Source organism: Catonella massiliensis, assembly GCF_016651435.1.
GTDB classification, from domain to species: Bacteria; Bacillota; Clostridia; order Lachnospirales; family Lachnospiraceae; genus Catonella; species Catonella massiliensis.
This window is the reverse complement of record NZ_JAEPRJ010000001.1, coordinates 2,145,706-2,163,280: the sequence shown is the minus strand read 5'-3', so window position 1 is coordinate 2,163,280 and position 17,575 is coordinate 2,145,706. Positions and strand designations below refer to the sequence as shown.

The following is a 17,575-nucleotide window of genomic DNA, read 5'->3' as shown; positions in this document are numbered from 1 at the left end:
ACATCATTTATTAATCATATGATTGCATATGTAAACGAACAATGTTATAATTTGTTTAAGGGAGGCGATTTATATGGTAAATACACTGGTACAATTTAGAGTAGATGAAAATGATAGAACTGAGGCAATAGAGATTTGTAGTAAACTTGGGATAGATTTACAATCATATTTTAGGATTTGTTTAGCTAGGCTAATTAGGGAAAAGGGAATTCCATTTAGTATGAAGATAGAAGAGGTTAAAGAGAACAAAGGGATTTCTGCGATGAAACGTGCAAGTAAGATTGCAAAAGAATATGGAATTTCTGATTTGTCTTTAGACGAAATTAATGAAGCAATAAGAGAGGCAAGAGGTTAAGATGATCTCGAGATAATATCAAATGGTAACTTGACAAATCTCTGATATAGGTCGATAATTTAAATATAATCAAATTTTTGGGAGGAAGAACATGAAGATTACAAATATCAACAACATCGAGAAGTTCTTTCAGCTGGTGGACAAGTGCAGCGGCAAGATAGAGCTTGTAACAAATGAGGGAGACAGATTGAACCTTAAGTCAAAGCTTTCTCAGTATGTATCCTTAGCTAATATTTTCTCATCAGGAACAATACCTGAAATGGAAATAGTTGCATACGAGCCTGAGGATACAAAGAAACTAATTGAATTTATGATGAATGATAATGGCTAAGTAGTTAAAAATGCAATAAAACAAGGAGGGTTTTGCAGTGGATACATTATATTTTTGTTACAAAAATGCTCAGAAATTCATAGGCGACCACGAGGTGGAGAGCATTAAGCCTGCAGTTTTGGATGCAGCAAAGAGACTTAAGGAGAAAACCGGTGACGGAAAGGATTTCCTTGGCTGGATAGATCTCCCTGTCAACTATGATAAGGAAGAGTTTGCAAGAATCAAAAAGGCAGCTGAGAAGATTAGAAATGACTCTGACATCCTTTTTGTAATCGGTATAGGCGGTTCTTACCTTGGAGCAAGAGCAGCCATTGACTTCGTAAAGCATAGCTTCTACAATGACTTACCAAAGGAGAAGCGTAAGGCTCCACAGATTTATTATGTAGGTAATAGCATGAGCGGTGCTTACATTGAGGAACTCATTGACCTTATAGGAGATAAGGATTTCTCTGTAAATGTAATATCAAAATCAGGAACAACTACTGAGGCTGCAGTTGCTTTTAGAGTATTTAGAGAGCTTACAGAGAAGAAATACGGAAAAGAAGGAGCAGCTAAGAGAATATATTCAACCACAGACAAGGCACGTGGTGCTCTTAAGACTCTTTCTGACGAAGAGGGCTATGAGTGCTTCGTCATCCCTGATGATGTAGGCGGACGTTTCTCAGTACTTACTGCTGTGGGACTTCTCCCTATTGCAGCCAGCGGTGCTGATATAGACAAGCTTATGGAGGGTGCTGCCCACCTTAGGGAAATCTGCTTAAACAATGACTTTAGTGAGAATCCTGCACTTCGTTATGCGGCTATAAGAAACATCCTTTACAGAAAGGGAAAGAGTGTTGAAATCCTTGCAAACTATGAGCCAAGCCTGCACTTCATATCAGAGTGGTGGAAACAGCTCTACGGAGAGAGCGAGGGCAAGGACCAGAAGGGTATCTTCCCTGCTTCAGTAGACCTTACTACAGACCTTCATTCAATGGGACAGTTCATTCAGGACGGTTCAAGGCTTATGTATGAGACTGTTCTTGTTGTGGAAAAGCCTAGAAGAGATTTTACACTTAAGAGTGCTGAGAATGATATAGACGGTCTTAACTACCTCTCAGGCAAGACTATGGACTATGTAAATAAGTGCGCTATGAAGGGTACTATTGCGGCTCATGTGGATGGAAATGTGCCTACACTTCTCATCGAAATACCTGAGCAGACAGAGTACCACCTTGGTGAGCTTTTCTACTTCTTTGAATTTGCGGTGGGAGTAAGTGGCTATATGCTTGGCATCAATCCTTTTGACCAGCCGGGTGTAGAATTCTACAAGGCAAATATGTTTAGACTCCTTGGCAAGCCTGGCGCTAAGTAAATAGTACCAATATATTAGAACTGTGTGAGATTGCATGCAAAAATATTCGTAATCCGCTCATTTTTTACAAAAAAATGGCTACTTACTCATATTTTTTGCATGTCAAAAGATAATAAATTCTCTTGCAAGTAAGCCCCAATCGAATTTTTATACTTTTGACACTTGTATCGTAAATAATAATTATTAGACTACCCCTCCTTGACATTTTGGTTAAGGAGGGGTAGAATTTTTAAAATCCATTGAACACAATGTAATTTTGTGATAAATGAGTGAATTATGTAGAAAAAAGTTGCTATCACAGAAAGAAGGCATAATGAAAAAAGAAACCTACAATATAACAGGTATGTCCTGCGCTTCTTGCTCTGCAGCCGTCACAAGGGCTGTAGAGAAGCTGGAAGGTGCAAAGGATGTAAATGTCAACCTTATGCAAAATAAGATGACACTAGAGCTTTCAGACGGACTTACGGATGAAATGGTCATAAAGGCAGTAGAAGATGCAGGCTATGGAGCGAGTGTAAAAAAGGACATCAAGTCTGAGAGTAGTAAAAAGCAGACAGATACTGCTGATGACTATGCAAAAGAGCTTAAGCTAAGGGCGATAGTTTCATTTATCTTCATGGTCCCACTTATGTATTTTGGTATGGGAGGTATGTTTAATGTACCATTTCCAAAGGCATTTATGGGAGACGGAGGGAAGCTTCTCCTTGCGCTTACTGAACTCCTGCTTGTTATTCCGATTATTTTCACCGGAAGAAAGTTCTTTATAAGCGGATTTAAGCATCTCTTTAAGAGAAATCCCAATATGGATACCCTAATTGCGATAGGCTCAGGTACATCATTTTTATACAGCATTTATTCTCTGTATATGATTGCCTACTTTATCTCCATAGGAGATGTGAAGTCATCCATGCCTTTTGGGATGAATCTCTACTTTGATACAGCGGGTACCATACTTACTCTCATTACCCTAGGTAAATACCTTGAAGCAAGGAGTAAGAAGAAGACTACAGAAGCTATAAGCAAGCTTGTAAATCTGATTCCCGACAAGGCAGTTATCTTAAGAGACGGCGTGGAGAGTGAGGTGTTGGTCTCCGAGGTTGTGGCAGGAGATATAGTAGTAGTAAAGGCTGGAGAGACTGTACCTGTGGATGGTGTCATAGTAAACGGCAGTGGTGCTGTGGATGAAGCCATGGTGACAGGAGAGAGTATTCCTGTAGAGAAAAATACAGATGACAGGGTGACTGGAGGAACCATCAGCCGTTCTGGTTATTTCAGTTTTAGGGCCACCAATGTAGGTGAAGATACTGCGCTTTACAAGATTATTTCCCTTGTAGAGGAGGCTGCAGGCTCAAAAGCTCCTATATCAAGACTTGCAGACAAAATCAGCGGAGTGTTTGTGCCTGTGGTGCTTTGTATTTCTTTTCTTACCTTCATCATATGGCTATTTGTAAGGGGAGACTTCTCCTTTGCGCTTAATATGGCGGTTGCAGTCCTTGTCATCTCCTGCCCTTGCGCACTGGGACTTGCCACTCCTGCGGCTATTATGGCTGGTACAGGAAAAGGAGCTGAGAAGGGCATTATTATAAGAAATGTGGTAAGCCTAGAGGTAGCACATAAGATAGACACTGTAGTTCTTGACAAGACAGGTACAATTACTGAAGGAAGGCCTAAGGTAACTGATATTTTTGTAAATGACATTGATGAGACTGAGTTTATTTCGCTTGCGGCTACCCTTGAGAGTGCCAGTTCTCATCCGCTTGCTAATGCGGTTACAGAGTACGCTAAAGCTAAAAACATCGAGATAAAAAGAGCTGAAACCCTTGAAACCATAGAGGGCAGAGGAATAGCAGGAGAGGTAGAAGGACTTGCCTTATATGCAGGAAATGCAGCCTATATGCAGGAGCTTGGCATAACTGATAACAGATTTAAGGCTAAGGCAGATGAGCTTCATAACCTTGGAAAGACGGTTCTCTACTTTGCAAGAGGAAAGGATAAAAAGGAGCTAATCGGCATCATAGCTGTAGCCGACGTTATAAAGGAAGGAAGTAAGGAGGCTGTAAGGGAGCTTAACCAAATAGGCATAGATGTGGTTATGCTTACAGGAGACAATGAGCGCACAGCCCTTGCTATAGGACGTGAAACCGGAGTAAACAGAGTGGTTGCAGAGGTTAAGCCTATCGGCAAAGAAGCAGAGATAAGAAGGCTTAAGGAGAAGGGCAAGACTGTCATGATGGTTGGTGATGGAATAAATGATGCCCCTGCCCTTGCAGGTGCAGATGTGGGAGTAGCCATTGGCACCGGTGCAGATGTAGCGGTGGATACAGCTGACATCATACTTATGCATAGCGATCTAAGAGATGTGCCTTATGCAATCTTGCTAAGTAACGAGGTAGTAAAGAAGATTAAAGAGAATCTGTTCTGGGCATTATTTTACAATGCTCTTTGTATACCTGTGGCGGCAGGAGTATTCTTTGCTGCCTTTGGGCTGAGGCTTAACCCAATGATTGGTGCACTTGCGATGAGCTTTTCATCGGTATTTGTACTATCCAATTCGCTCAGACTAAGGTTTTTCACACCTAAGTACAAGAAGGTTAAGGCAAGAACGCAGATTACACAGAGTCAGCCTAAGCAAAATGAAAAGAAGGCTCAGACAGATGAAACAAAGGATAACAGTTACACAAAGGAGGATATTGTTATGGAGAAAACAATTGATATTGAAGGGATGTCTTGCGCTCACTGCGTAAAGCATGTAACAGAAGCTCTTAATGCCATAGACGGTGTAAAGGCAGAAGTAAGCCTTGAAAACAAGAACGCAAAGGTGAGCCTTTTGAAGGAAGTAAGTGATGATGTGCTGAAAGAAGCAGTTGTAAAGGCTGGTTACGAGGTGAAGGGGATACATTAAAAGTTCTTGATGACAGACTAAAGACCGGTAGCAGAAGATTCTGTCACCGGTCTTTAGTAATGCAATTATCTTTTGTTATCTGAAGATGCCCAGCTTTTTTGATACTGGGAAGGGGTAGTTCTTGTATGTTTCTTGAACTGCCTTATAAATGTTGCAGTACTGTCTATGCCTACAGAAGAAGCTATATCCTGTATTTTAGGAGGATTCTGCCTGCATAGAAGCGTTATGGCATAGTCCATCTTTACAGTAGAAACATAAGATGAAAAGTTTGTTCCCATGTTTTTCTTAAACCAGCTGGAAAGATATACCGGAGTTATGGAAAATGCTTCAGCTACACTGCTTAATGTAAGTGGTTCGCTTAAATGTCCATTAATATACTCTTCCATACGGCTTTTAATGTCGTATTGCTCTTTATCAGCCTTTGAAAAAAGCTTGTAAGAAAGGTCTGATAGATTTTGATACATAAAGTTTGTATTATATGCATCATGGCCATCTGTGAACGTTGGCAGCTCAAGTTTTTTTGCAAGGCAGGCTTTTTCAAATATTGATTGTATTTCAACATAATAATGTCTAAAATCTGATATGCTTATAGGCGCTTCAGGATAAAATATAAGCTCAAGTTCCTTTAATATCATTTCAGGAGCATTATTTCTGGCATACTCAAATAAAAGATTGTGTATATCTACCGGAAGGCGTGATTTCTTTTTTGGTAAATTATTGTCTGTACTATAAGTAAACTGCTTACCATTTATGACAGGAGAAGCAAGCAACGAGTTTTCTGCAAGCTTATACTCAGCATTAAGCCCGCTTATAGCAGTACAGTACTCACGAATACCTGCAAACACCTGAATGTCATTATTTGAATCAGCTGTCTGTGCTTCAATTTCTTTAAGTATTTCTTCTTTATCTTCAGGCTTTGCAATCAAAGAATATGTATATTTATTTACATTAATGAACTTTAGTTCAAATCTATCGACTAGTTTTTTCTCTAGCGCAGACACGAAAGATATGTCCTCATTCCCTGAATTATTTTGAATAACCAAGACAATAACCATATAATATGGGTATTTTTCCTCTAAAGTAGCGAGAGTTTTCTCGTCAGGCTCGGAAGTTGTACTTAATAAATAGTATAATGCTATTCTCTCATTAATCATTCCAGAGTTATTTGTGTCTGAGCTAAGACAGTTAATTTCGTATAAAAGCTCATGAATCTGATTCTCCAGTATCGCTACTTCATTATCTCCGGAACTACCAAACTGAGAAGTAAACTTCTTAAGAGGAAGATAAAGCTTATAGTTTAGAAAAACAAGTAACAATGAACTTGCTAGTAGTATGACGAAGGTTATTCCCATAACTGTATACATGTAGTATAAAGGCGACATAAGCTCGTCGTTATTTACAAGAACAAGGCCTATATATGGGAAAATACTCATTTTAGAGGCAATTGAGTAATACTTTGTGTTATTACAATTAATAAAATCATTTTCAAGGGCAAGCTTAATATCTTTGTCTGAGAGAAATAGTCTGGGATTGGAGATTAGGCTTTTTCCATCTTCATCTACTACATATCCTAAGAAATCACTATCAATGGACTTATGGATGTTTGCAAACTCAGGCAGATATATCGAAGCGGCGATATATCCATGCTTATATAGATTTTTTACATATAATGCATAAAAATTGCTGTAATGATACAGTCCATCTGGCAAGTCTTTGATTGTAGATAGCTTATTATTGTCATTCTTGTTTAGAACTATATGTACAAAGTCATTTTCAGTGTATAAGTGCCCGTTATCCTGTACAACACGTTTTGATGATTTTGTGTATAAGAAGACTGTCTTGGCATACGGAAGGGATTGTCTCAGGAGAGAAAGCTTGGATGCAGCGTTTTCAGCGTTTTTCTCAAAAAAATCCTTGCCAAGCTTATCGGTGAGTGTATATACAAGTGATGAGTCACGTATGCAAAGTGAAAATAGCGCATCCAGACGGTTCATTTCCAGCTGAAAGTCGCTGTTCAACCTGGCAAGCTTTGTACTTGCAAGATGATATCTCTCTTTACTTAGCTGGTGACTGTACACAGCACTTGATACAAAAAACAAAATAGCAATAATTACTGCTATAGATAAATTGAGATAAATTACCCCACTAAGGATACTTTTTCTTGTTCGCATTTTAAATCCCCCATTTGTAACCAACTAAATATTAGCTTGTTCTTAAATATTATCATAATTTATGTGCATATAAAAGTGAAATAGATGAAATATGAGTTATCGTTTTTTAATATAGGTTTCAAAAATTAATATTAATACTAAGAAATGAAATAATAACTAAAAAATAACGATTGATTTGAGTAAAATTGTGCGATATAGTCAAATCAATAAAAGCGAGAAAAGAAGATTGGTTAAAATATTAACAAAAGATATGTATTAAAACAAATTCAAATATAAGATTAATAAAAAGAACAGGAGGAGTTTCGATGAAGAAAAGCTTTTTAAGGAGATGCTTAGACCATAAAGAACTGATTCTTATGTCAATTCCGGGTCTTGTTGCAGTGTTCATTTTTTCATATCTACCTATGTATGGAATACTGATAGCTTTCCAGGACTACAACCCGGTGGGAGGGCTTTTCGGTGCAAATCACTGGGTAGGGTTAAAATACTTCAAACAGTTTTTTGCAAATCCTTACTTATTTCGTCTGATTAAAAACACACTCTTATTAGGAGTATATACACTGTTGTGGAGTTTTCCTGCACCAATAATTTTTGCATTGCTTATGGATCAGCTTACCAATAGTAAGTTTAAGAAGGTTGTTCAGTCAATCTCTTATCTTCCATACTTTATTTCAACTGTCGTTATAGTAGGACTTGTGATTAACTTCTGTGGAGTAGATGGTGTTATCAATACCATAAGAGGATTCTTTGGCGCTAAAGAAATATCGTTTATGACTGACCCAAGATAGTTTAGGACGATTTTTATTGCAAGTAATATATGGCAGGGCTTAGGTTGGGGAGCAATTGTATACCTTGCAGCCTTATCAACAGTAGACCCTCAGCTGCATGAGGCAGCTACTTTGGATGGTGCAAACAGGTGGCAGAGAATCAAATATGTGTCATGGCCTGCTATCATACCAACTACAACTATTATGTTAATACTTGAGAGTGGAAAAATTATCTCGTCTGACTTTACAAAAGTTCTGCTTTTGTACAATGAGTCTACCTATGAAACAGCTGATATTATAGGGACTTATGTATACAGAGAAGGAATCTTAGGCGGAAAGTTCGAGTATACGACAGCGATTGGACTTTTGACATCGATTATATCTTTTGTATTGCTAATTACGGCTAATTTCTTTAGTAAGAAAATTAGCGAAAATAGTTTGTGGTAGGAGGTGCAGGAATGAAAGGAGCTAATAAAAGAAAAATTAAGTTAAGTCTTGGCGACAGAGTATTTAATTTTACCAATGTCTTAATAATGCTAATCATTTCTTTGGTAATGCTCGCACCTATCATACACGTAGTATGTGTATCTGTATCAATAGGCTCAGAAATACAAAAAGGTGGACTCTTCCTATGGCCTAGAGGATTCACAATTGAGGGATATAAAAAGGTGCTTCAGGACAGTTTGATAGTAAGAACCTACTTAAACACAGTTATATATGCAGGATTACATACAATACTTGTAATAGTGTTAACGGCATTTACTGCATATCCGCTTACAATTAAGAGTTTTCCTTTAAGGAAGGGAATTACTATCTTTATAACAATTACTATGTTTTTTAGCGGTGGAGCCATACCTACCTACCTTCTTATGAAGGGGCTGCACCTTATAGACAACCCTGCAGTAATGGTCATACCGTTTGTAGTAACAGCATATAATCTTATATTATTTAGGACATTTTTTGCAGGAATAAACCCTAGTATGCGTGAATCTGCAAGAATAGACGGTGCAGGAGAATTCCTTATCCTTATGAAGATAATAATGCCGCTTTCTAAACCTATTATTGCAGCCATAGCGCTTTTTACGATAGTAGGCAAGTGGAATGACTGGTATTCAGCACTCATTTACCTTAATACACAGGATTATTATCCTGTTCAGATGATACTTAGAAAGATACTTTTTAACAGTACTGCCTTTAATAGCATGGATCCATCCATAATGCAGATGTTCAGAAATAGCACAATTACTCCTCAAAATCTACAAATGGCTACCATAGTAGTCATAATGCTCCCAATAATGTGTATATATCCTTTTATACAGAAATACTTTGCTGCGGGCATTATGGTTGGTGGTGTAAAAGGTTAAGCCGGGGTGAGAGTGTACAATATAATAAACAGGAGGAATTTTCATGAAAAGAAAGAATCTATCAAAAATCGTAGCACTCGGAATGTGTGCGGCAATGCTGCTTTCAGGTTGTGGAGCAGACAAGGGAAAAAGCGGAAGTGCTCAAGCTACTTCCGGGAAGAGCACCAGTGCAGCTTCAACCAATACGGGGGACTCTAAGGAAGCGTTAAAGTTTAAGGTAACTACCATTTACTTTGGCGACAAATCACCAGAGGGCACAGAGATTCAGAAAAAATGGCTTGAGATGTGTGAGAGCAAGATGGGACGTCCGCTTGATATTACCTTTGAGTATATTCATTCTGGAGACTATACAGAAAAATTACAGGTAATAAATGCCGGTGGAGATTTACCTGATATTCTTACCTGCTTTAGCTCTAAGGGAAGCACAAAGCAGATGATAGATGAATATGGTTCTAAGGGATTGTACTTGAATCTGGCAGAGCACTTAGACAAAATGCCTAATTATAAGAGCTTTTTAGACAAAGACCCTAATAGCAAGAAAAATCTCTTCACTCCGGAAGGAGCACTTTATGGTGCGTATAACCTCAGTATAACACATACCGGTTCAGCACATTGCGCAGGCTCAACTTTGATGGCTGTTAAAAACAGTGTGTTGAAGAAGCTTAATCTTCCTATTCCTACTACTTTAGATGAAGTTTATAAGACAGCTAAGGCTATTAAGGAAGCAGGAGTATCAAAGTACCCTATAGTACAGCTTGAAGAGTGGCAGAAGCCGGAAGATGTTGTATTTGATGCATATCATACTAATGCAAAAAGATATTTTGACGGCACAAAATTCCAGTACGGACCACTTTCAGATGATTATAAGCTTGCCCTTCAGTATCTCAATAAAATATATACTGAAGGCCTGATATCTCCTGACTATTTTACATATACCACAGATATGGGGAATGCAGATTTAGAGTCCGGCTCAGCATGCATCTTCCTCTCTTCTTGGGAAGGCTACCCTGGAACATGGGCAACAGAGCGTCCTGCTGATGAATGGGTTGGAGTTCCTATTCCTACCTCAGATAAATATAAGGACAAAGCATGGCAGTTTGAAAGAGAATTTGTCAATGAATATGAATTCAATTCAAGATATGCAACAGTAGTAAATGCGCAGTCACCTGTCGCAGAAGAAATGGTCAAATTCCTTGATATACAGTATGATCAGGATATTATAGACCTCCTTAACTGGGGTATCGAAGGAAAGACATATGAAGTAAAAGATGGCAAAAAACATCTTATAATTGATAAAGAAAAGTTTGCTGAACTTGGTATGCCTGTTTCAGGAAATATGCGTTCAGGTATCTTCCCTCAGCCACAGGATATGGATTTATGGAGAATTGAGATTACCAATCCATCACCTATATACTGGGATAATAAAATAGTGGATGAAAAGCTGGTGGCATTTGCAACCAAGGTAATGAATGCATCCAACATATCACCAACTGATGGAGCGCCTAATCCTTCAATTTCCTCAGATGAGTCAAGCGAATACGCCAATATAATGACACCTGTAGAGACTTATGCACAAGAGCAGAAGGTTAAATTCATTAAGGGCGAACGTTCATTTGACGAGTGGAATAAGTATATAGAAGAGCTTAATAACATGGGCGATATCAATGCTGCATTAGAAATCTACAATAGTAAGCTTAAGTAAAATATAAAAGTGTGTGTAGGAAAAAGTGTGCCTGCACACACTTTTTTAATCCACTAATCACAAACTATTCACAAAACTACACTTTCATTTTACCAAAAAACATGATAGAATTGCAGATACGTTACAGGAATATGGATGTAACACAATAATATGTTTTGAAGTAGAAGAAAGGGAAAATCAGTAATGAAAAAAAGAGTATATTTAATGACTGCTATCAGTGCGGTAGCAATAGCGTTAACTGCTTGTGGAGGCAATTCGGGCAGTAGTAAGAGTGGAAGCACAGGCTCAGCATCCGGTTCAGCGGTTAGCAGTGGTTCGGCTGCTACAGGCTCAGCTGTAGATAACGGCGCTGTGATAGAGTTCAATCCTTCGGATTACATAGAGAAACTCGCTAACTACAAGGGAGTTGAGTACACCAAGGTAGATACAGTTGTAACCGATGCAGAGGTAGAGGAAAAGGTAAAGGAGTTCCTTAAGAACTATCCTGAGAAGATTACCGATAGAGAGATTAAAAAAGGCGATACTGTCAACATAGACTATGAGGGTAAGAAAGACGGAGTAGCCTTTGACGGAGGAACTGCAAAGGGAACTGACCTTAATATCGGCTCAGGGAGCTTCATTCCGGGCTTTGAAGATGGACTCATAGGCAAGAAGCCGGGTGAGACCGTTGACCTTAACCTTACCTTCCCAAAGGACTATCATAGTGAGGAATTAAAGGGTGCGAAGGTAGTATTTACAGTTAAGATTAACTACATTGTAGGAAAAGCTCCTAAGAAGTTAACGGATGAACTGGTTAAGGAAAACACAGAGTTTGCAACAAGTGCAGACTACGAAGAAGATGTAAGAAAGAAGCTTGAAGAGAGCAAGAAAGATGCTGCCAAAGAGAGCATTCAGAGAGAAGTTATAGAAAAGGTAGTTACAGAAAGTGCAGTAAAATCAGTGCCTAAGGAAGCAGAGGACAGATACTATACACAGATTATGAACTACTGGAACAACTTAGCTGCTCAGTATGGACTCAAGTTAGAGGACATCGTTAAGAACCAGTTTAAGCTCACTGAGGAAGAGTTTGATAAAGAAGTAAAGGCTCAGGCAACAAACAGTGCAAAACAGCTTGTAGTTGTTAGAGCAATAGCAGAAGCAGAGAAGCTTGAGGTAACTGATGATGAATATAAGACTGCACTCAATACATACTATGAGAACAGTGGCGCAAAGGGCAGCATAGATATTGCTGCTTATGAGAGCCAGGTAGGTAAGGGCAATCTTATGGATTTGATTCTTCTTGATAAGGTAGGAGCTTATATAGTAAAGAATGGAAAAGAAGTAGCAGCAAAGACCGAAACAAAGACCAAATAATAAAGGTTAAATAAATAGAGGCTGTAGCACTCATGTTTTGTAAGTGTTACAGCCTCTATTTTTAAATTACTTATCCCTCAATTACTGCCAAATGTACCCCTTCTTTGGCATAAGAAGTAGATTCTCTTTGAATGAGCTCAGGTCTAAGAAGGTTGCGGCTTATTGCCATATTATGTGTTAGGATTGAATTAAGAGCGAAAAACCCGGACCTTCCAAGCAGTTCACGCTCCTGGCGTACCGTGGTAAGAGGAGGAGAAAGGAGGGAAGCAAGCGGGATATCGTCTATGCCTACTACACTTATATCACCGGGAACGGACAGCCCCCTTCCCATAAGCTCTGTATATACACCTGATGCAATCACATCATTGCCACAGATGATGGCTGTCGCACCTTTGTTTAAAAAACTGTCTATATGGTCCTCCGCTACCCTTGCAACAAAGTAGGCGTATATGGCTAAGTCATCATCTACTGTAAGTTTTCTCTTATTCATACTGTTATAAAAGCCTTCCATTCTCTGTTCGGTAATAAGAGAATTCTTAGAGCCGTTTAAGAAGGCTATTTTTCTATGTCCCAGACGATAAAGATGTGAAACTATGAGTTCCATTATTTCTGCGCTGTCAGTGCCTACATAGCAGGTGTTGGGATTCTTAGATACATAGTTGTCAAAAAGTACTGTCGGAATAGTAGTAGTCTTAAACTCTTTTAGCCAAGGATCCTCCAGGGCAAAGCCCACACAAAAAGAACCTGTAAAGCCGTTTCTAAACATAAACGAATCATAAGGCTCATTAGACTGAAAAGCAGGAGTAATTGGGAGAAGAGCGACATCAAAGCCTTCCTTTACCGCCTCCTGTCTAAAGCCTGACACTATATCATATCCAAACTGCCCCGAAGACTCATAATCCATATTTTCCATAAATATACATAGCTTTTTGCCACTTCCCGCGTGCTTTAGCTTGATGCTCTTGTACCCCATTGCAATGGCTGTATTTACAATCTTTTGCTTTAAAGTCTCACTTACATCCGGAGCGTTGTTAAGGCCCTTTGAGACTGTTCCCTGTGAAACTCCAAGCTCTTTAGCTATATCCTTGATAGTAACCATATAAAACCTTCCTCAGTGCTTACGAAAATTTACGAAATTAGTATAATATTATTTTGTTTAATTTGCAATAGTAATTAAGAAAAAAGTGTAAAATAATTAAACAAAATGCAGAAATGATATGACAATTAAGAGGCATTAAAAGTTTAAAATAGATTACATGTGCTAAATGCACAAAAAAATATTGACAATCAGCCGAGATAATGATAACATAAGACGAAAATAAGGTTTCGTAAAGTTTCGAAACTTTACGAATATATTTCGTTAATTGGTGAGTCCTTATTTTTCTGTGGCGGCAGGAAAACAGCAGGAATATCATAATACGGAATATATTCTAACATCAAAGGAGGATAATTCAAATGAGAAAGTCAAAAAAATTCTTGTCACTTATGCTTGCAGCGGTGATGGCAGCTTCTCTTGTAGGCTGTGGAAAGTCATCTGACACAAAGACAAGCAGTGCGGCTAAATCAGGAAGCGCAGCTACTTCAACTGCTTCAACAACTTCTGCAGCAAAGTCAGGAAGTGCAGCTTCTACAGATGAAGAGGCAGTAGAGGCTACAATAACAGTATGGAGCCCACAGGAAGATCAGGCTAAGGAGAGCGGAAACTGGCTTGGCACCATGTGCGATAAGTTCGCAGCAGCTCATCCTAACTGGAAGCTTACATTTAAGTATGGTGTTTGCCCTGAGGGTGAGGCAAAGACTCAGGTAACACAGGATCCTAGCGCAGCAGCAGATGTATATATGCTTGCCAATGATAACATCGGTGACCTTGTTGCAGCAAAGGCTATCTCAAAGCTTGGCGGAACCGCACTTGATGCTGTTAAGTCACAGAATACAGATCTTATTGTAAATACAGTTACTTATGAGGGTGGTGTATACGCTGTACCTTTTACATCAAATACCTGGTTTATGTACTACGACAAGAGAGTCTTCTCTGAGGATGATGTAAAGAGCCTTGATAAGATGCTTGAGAAGGGTAAGGTATCTTTCCCACTTAGCAATAGCTGGTACAATGTAGCTTTCTATGCAGGTAACGGTTGTACACTCTTTGGCGGCAACAACGATGCTTCTGCAGGTATTGATTACAGTGGTGAAAAGGCAGTAGCAGCTACAAAGTATCTTGTAAATCTTGTAAAGAACAAGAATTTCTCTAACGATGCTGATGGTTCAGGTATTAAGGGACTTAAGAACGGAAGCGTAAATGCAGTATTTAGTGGTACTTGGGATTATAACAACGTAGCTGATGCCCTTGGTGCTGAAAACGTTGGTATAGTTCAGCTTCCTACAGCTAAGATTGACGGCAAAGAAGTACAGCTTAAGAGCTTTGCAGGATCTAAGGCAATCGGTGTAAACCCTAATACAAAGTATCCACAGGTAGCAGTTGCACTTGCTTCTTTCCTTGGAAGCCCAGAGGCTCAGAAAGAGCACTACAAGACAAGAAATACTATTCCTACAGATAAGTCTCTTCTTGAGGATCCTGAAATCGCTTCTGATGCTCTTGCAACAGCACAGGGTAATACAATTGCCAATACTTCTATCATGCAGCCATTCGTAGCCGGTATGTCTAACTACTGGTCAAATGCTGAGAATATGGGTAAGGCTATCCTCTCAGGTGATGTAACAGAGAAAAACGCAGCAGAAAAGACAGAAGCTTTAAACACTGCATTTAATACAAAATAATAAGATGTGATATAAAGGTTACAGACTGCAGACAGTATCTGCGGTCTGTAGCCGGATATTATTATAGATGCGTGTTCAGAGTAAGGGCACGCATTTATAATAAAAATAAGTTTATGAGGAAGCGGGAAACCATTTACACGAAAATAACAGATGTGTGGGGATAAAACATGGAAGATGTGAAATTCTTTAAGGCACTAGCGAAAGGCGATATTTTCACCAAGCTCTCCCTTGTTATACTGGGACTTGGCAATCTGGTACGCGGGCAGATAATAAAGGGGCTTATGTTCTTGGGACTGGAAGCTGCCTATATTTACTATCTGATTAATACCGGTATCTATGATCTTGGAAGATTTATTACTCTTGGCGGCAATCCTCAGGAGGAAGTATGGAACGAAAAGAAGCAGATATATGAATATACTGCCGGCGACAATACTGTACTTATGCTTCTTTATGGTATATTTGTTATAGTTATTACCCTGTTTTTCATAGTTGTTGTAGTATCTGCGGTGAAGAGTTCTTATGAAGCTGAGCTTAGAAAGAAGGCAGGAAAGAAGCCACTAAGCTTTGTAGAAGATGTAAAGAATCTTTTTGATAAGGACTTACACAAGCTGCTTATGACACCTCCGTTTATCGGAATTGTGTTATTTACCATCATGCCTCTTATTTACATGATAAGCATGGCATTTACAAGCTATTCGGTGAAGGGAGACCATCTGGTACTCTTTAACTGGGTAGGGCTTGACAACTTTAAGGATGTGCTTACACTCGGAAGTGAAGTAGGTAAGTCGTTCTGGGGAGTTTTAATTTGGACAGTCGTGTGGGCGGTGTTTGCTACCACACTTAACTATATACTGGGTATGATTTTAGGTCTCATCATAAACAGAAAAGGTACTAGATTCAAGGGGTTCTGGAGGTTCTGCTTTATATTATCTATAGCAGTGCCACAGTTTGTTTCTCTTATGATAATGAGAACCATGCTTCAGCCAAAGGGTGACGTTAATCTTTTACTTAGGGCACTTGGCATACTTGGTGAGGGTAAGTACCTTCCTTTCTTTGAGAATGCAACCTGGGCAAGAATCACAGTTATCGTAATCAACCTTTGGGTAGGTATTCCATATACGCTTTTACAGGTAACAGGAATCCTGCAGAATATTCCTGAGGAGCTTTATGAGGCTGCAAGGGTGGACGGTGCCAATACGGTGACCATATTCTGGAAGATAACCCTTCCTTACATGCTCTTTGTAACAACACCTTATCTTATCACACAGTTTACAGGTAATATCAATAACTTCAACGTTATCTACCTGCTCTCAGGAGGTGCTCCTGTAGATGTCGGCGACACTGCCGGTAAGACAGACCTTCTTATCACCTGGCTGTATAAGCTTACGGTTGATAAGCAGTACTTTAATACAGGTGCAGTTATAGGTATTATTACCTTCATTATACTTTCCATAGTGGCACTCATAACCTACCACAGGAGTGGATCTTATAAGAATGAGGAGGCGTTCAAATAATGGATAATAAAGTAAAAATGTCATCTTCATATAGGGCTCGTCAGGTAATGACCAATGTATTTGTACATATATTTTTGGCTGTGCTTGCTGCAATATGGGTACTTCCTGTAGTTTGGGTTGTACTTAAGAGTCTTACACCTAAGGGCAGTTCGGGTATATTTCCTGATAAGCTAAGCTTTGAGAACTACACAAAGCTTTTCACTGATACAGCCATACTGAACTTCCCTAAGATGTTTATGAACACCTTTATAATTGCAGTTTTTTCCTGCCTTGTATCGACAGTATTTGTGCTTTGCGTAAGCTACTGTCTTTCAAGACTTCGATTTAAGGCAAGAAAGCCATTTATGAACATGGCTATGATACTCGGGCTCTTTCCGGGAATTATGGCTATTGTGGCTGTGTACTATATCATCAAGTCACTTGGTCTTTCACAGGGACCTATGATTAGGGTTGCTCTTGTACTCATATACTCAGCCAGTTCCGGACTGGGCTTCTACATAGCAAAGGGCTTCTTTGATACAGTGCCTAAGGCACTTGACGAGGCTGCCATGATAGACGGTGCTACCAAATGGGAGGTATTCACCAAGGTAACTATTCCTCTATCAAAGCCTGTTATTGTATTTACAGTACTTACAGCCTTCATATCACCTTGGGTAGACTTTATTGCCGCAAAGGTTATCTGTAGGGCAGAAGCTGATTATTTTACAGTTTCTATCGGACTGTGGCAGATGCTTAGCAAGGAGTATATCATTGACTGGTATACAAGATTTGCAGCAGGAGCAGTGTGCATCTCCATTCCTATAGCTGTCCTCTTCATTTACTTACAGAAGTTCTATGTAAATGGAATGGGTGGAGCCGTAAAGGGCTAATGTAAAAAAGTGAAATGTTTTTCATTTAACGACTAAGATTGATTCTGCCTTTCGTGATATTTAGGCAGAATTACAAAAGCCATGACTTATCATAAGATGATGAGTTGTGGCTTTT

At 39.1% G+C, this 17,575-nt stretch carries 14 protein-coding genes; 12 read left to right on the top strand and 2 right to left on the bottom strand.

The features are described 5' to 3' along the window. Positions 1-73 precede the first annotated feature (73 nt). The 4 genes from JJN12_RS09620 (at position 74) to JJN12_RS09605 (ending at position 4,942) form a co-directional block, all read left to right on the top strand. Entirely contained in the window at positions 74-355 is a 282-nt protein-coding gene (locus JJN12_RS09620) for a type II toxin-antitoxin system RelB/DinJ family antitoxin (protein ID WP_208429475.1), read from the top strand. A gap of 91 nt (positions 356-446) precedes the next feature. Beyond that, positions 447-686, top strand: a complete 240-nt coding sequence (locus JJN12_RS09615; protein ID WP_208429474.1) for a polya polymerase — start codon at positions 447-449, stop codon at positions 684-686. A 37-nt stretch (positions 687-723) separates the two neighbouring features. Beyond that, entirely contained in the window at positions 724-2,040 is a 1,317-nt protein-coding gene (locus JJN12_RS09610; protein ID WP_208429473.1) for a glucose-6-phosphate isomerase, read from the top strand. 313 nt (positions 2,041-2,353) lie between these two features. Continuing rightward, positions 2,354-4,942 carry a heavy metal translocating P-type ATPase gene (locus JJN12_RS09605; protein WP_208429472.1) on the top strand — a complete coding sequence of 863 codons (2,589 nt, stop codon included), beginning with the start codon at positions 2,354-2,356 and terminating at the stop codon, positions 4,940-4,942. A 65-nt stretch (positions 4,943-5,007) separates the two neighbouring features. Here the strand turns inward: JJN12_RS09605 and JJN12_RS09600 are convergent, their stop codons facing one another. Continuing rightward, positions 5,008-7,113 carry a helix-turn-helix transcriptional regulator gene (locus tag JJN12_RS09600; RefSeq protein ID WP_208429471.1) on the bottom strand — a complete coding sequence of 702 codons (2,106 nt, stop codon included), beginning with the start codon at positions 7,111-7,113 and terminating at the stop codon, positions 5,008-5,010. A gap of 305 nt (positions 7,114-7,418) precedes the next feature. Between JJN12_RS09600 and JJN12_RS14230 the strand changes: the two genes are divergently transcribed. The 5 genes from JJN12_RS14230 to tig all read left to right on the top strand — a co-directional run bounded on the left by JJN12_RS14230 (position 7,419) and on the right by tig (position 12,299). Continuing rightward, positions 7,419-7,901 (top strand): hypothetical protein, encoded by a 483-nt coding sequence (locus tag JJN12_RS14230; protein WP_236013759.1) that lies wholly within the window; start codon positions 7,419-7,421, stop codon positions 7,899-7,901. A 9-nt stretch (positions 7,902-7,910) separates the two neighbouring features. Further along, positions 7,911-8,327 (top strand): ABC transporter permease subunit, encoded by a 417-nt coding sequence (locus tag JJN12_RS14225; protein ID WP_328706819.1) that lies wholly within the window; start codon positions 7,911-7,913, stop codon positions 8,325-8,327. Between the two features lie 11 nt (positions 8,328-8,338). Continuing rightward, a complete protein-coding gene (locus JJN12_RS09590) occupies positions 8,339-9,244 on the top strand; it encodes a carbohydrate ABC transporter permease (protein WP_208429470.1) in 906 nt (301 codons plus the stop codon). A 43-nt stretch (positions 9,245-9,287) separates the two neighbouring features. Beyond that, positions 9,288-10,946, top strand: coding sequence for an extracellular solute-binding protein (locus JJN12_RS09585; RefSeq protein ID WP_208429469.1), 1,659 nt, complete (start codon positions 9,288-9,290; stop codon positions 10,944-10,946). A 183-nt stretch (positions 10,947-11,129) separates the two neighbouring features. Beyond that, entirely contained in the window at positions 11,130-12,299 is a 1,170-nt protein-coding gene (gene tig, locus JJN12_RS09580) for a trigger factor (protein ID WP_208429468.1), read from the top strand. A gap of 70 nt (positions 12,300-12,369) precedes the next feature. Here tig and JJN12_RS09575 read toward each other — a convergent pair whose 3' ends face one another. Then, positions 12,370-13,398 carry a LacI family DNA-binding transcriptional regulator gene (locus JJN12_RS09575; RefSeq protein WP_208429467.1) on the bottom strand — a complete coding sequence of 343 codons (1,029 nt, stop codon included), beginning with the start codon at positions 13,396-13,398 and terminating at the stop codon, positions 12,370-12,372. Positions 13,399-13,754: 356 nt separating this feature from the next. Here JJN12_RS09575 and JJN12_RS09570 point away from each other — a divergent pair, with 356 nt between their 5' ends. The 3 genes from JJN12_RS09570 (at position 13,755) to JJN12_RS09560 (ending at position 17,460) form a co-directional block, all read left to right on the top strand. Beyond that, positions 13,755-15,077: an extracellular solute-binding protein gene (locus JJN12_RS09570; protein WP_208429466.1), complete on the top strand. Its 1,323-nt coding sequence runs from the start codon at positions 13,755-13,757 to the stop codon at positions 15,075-15,077. A 167-nt stretch (positions 15,078-15,244) separates the two neighbouring features. After that, entirely contained in the window at positions 15,245-16,591 is a 1,347-nt protein-coding gene (locus JJN12_RS09565) for a carbohydrate ABC transporter permease (RefSeq protein WP_208429465.1), read from the top strand. Further along, positions 16,591-17,460 carry a sugar ABC transporter permease gene (locus JJN12_RS09560; RefSeq protein WP_208429464.1) on the top strand — a complete coding sequence of 290 codons (870 nt, stop codon included), beginning with the start codon at positions 16,591-16,593 and terminating at the stop codon, positions 17,458-17,460. The genes JJN12_RS09565 and JJN12_RS09560 overlap by 1 nt, the downstream gene beginning before the upstream one ends. Positions 17,461-17,575: the final 115 nt, after the last annotated feature.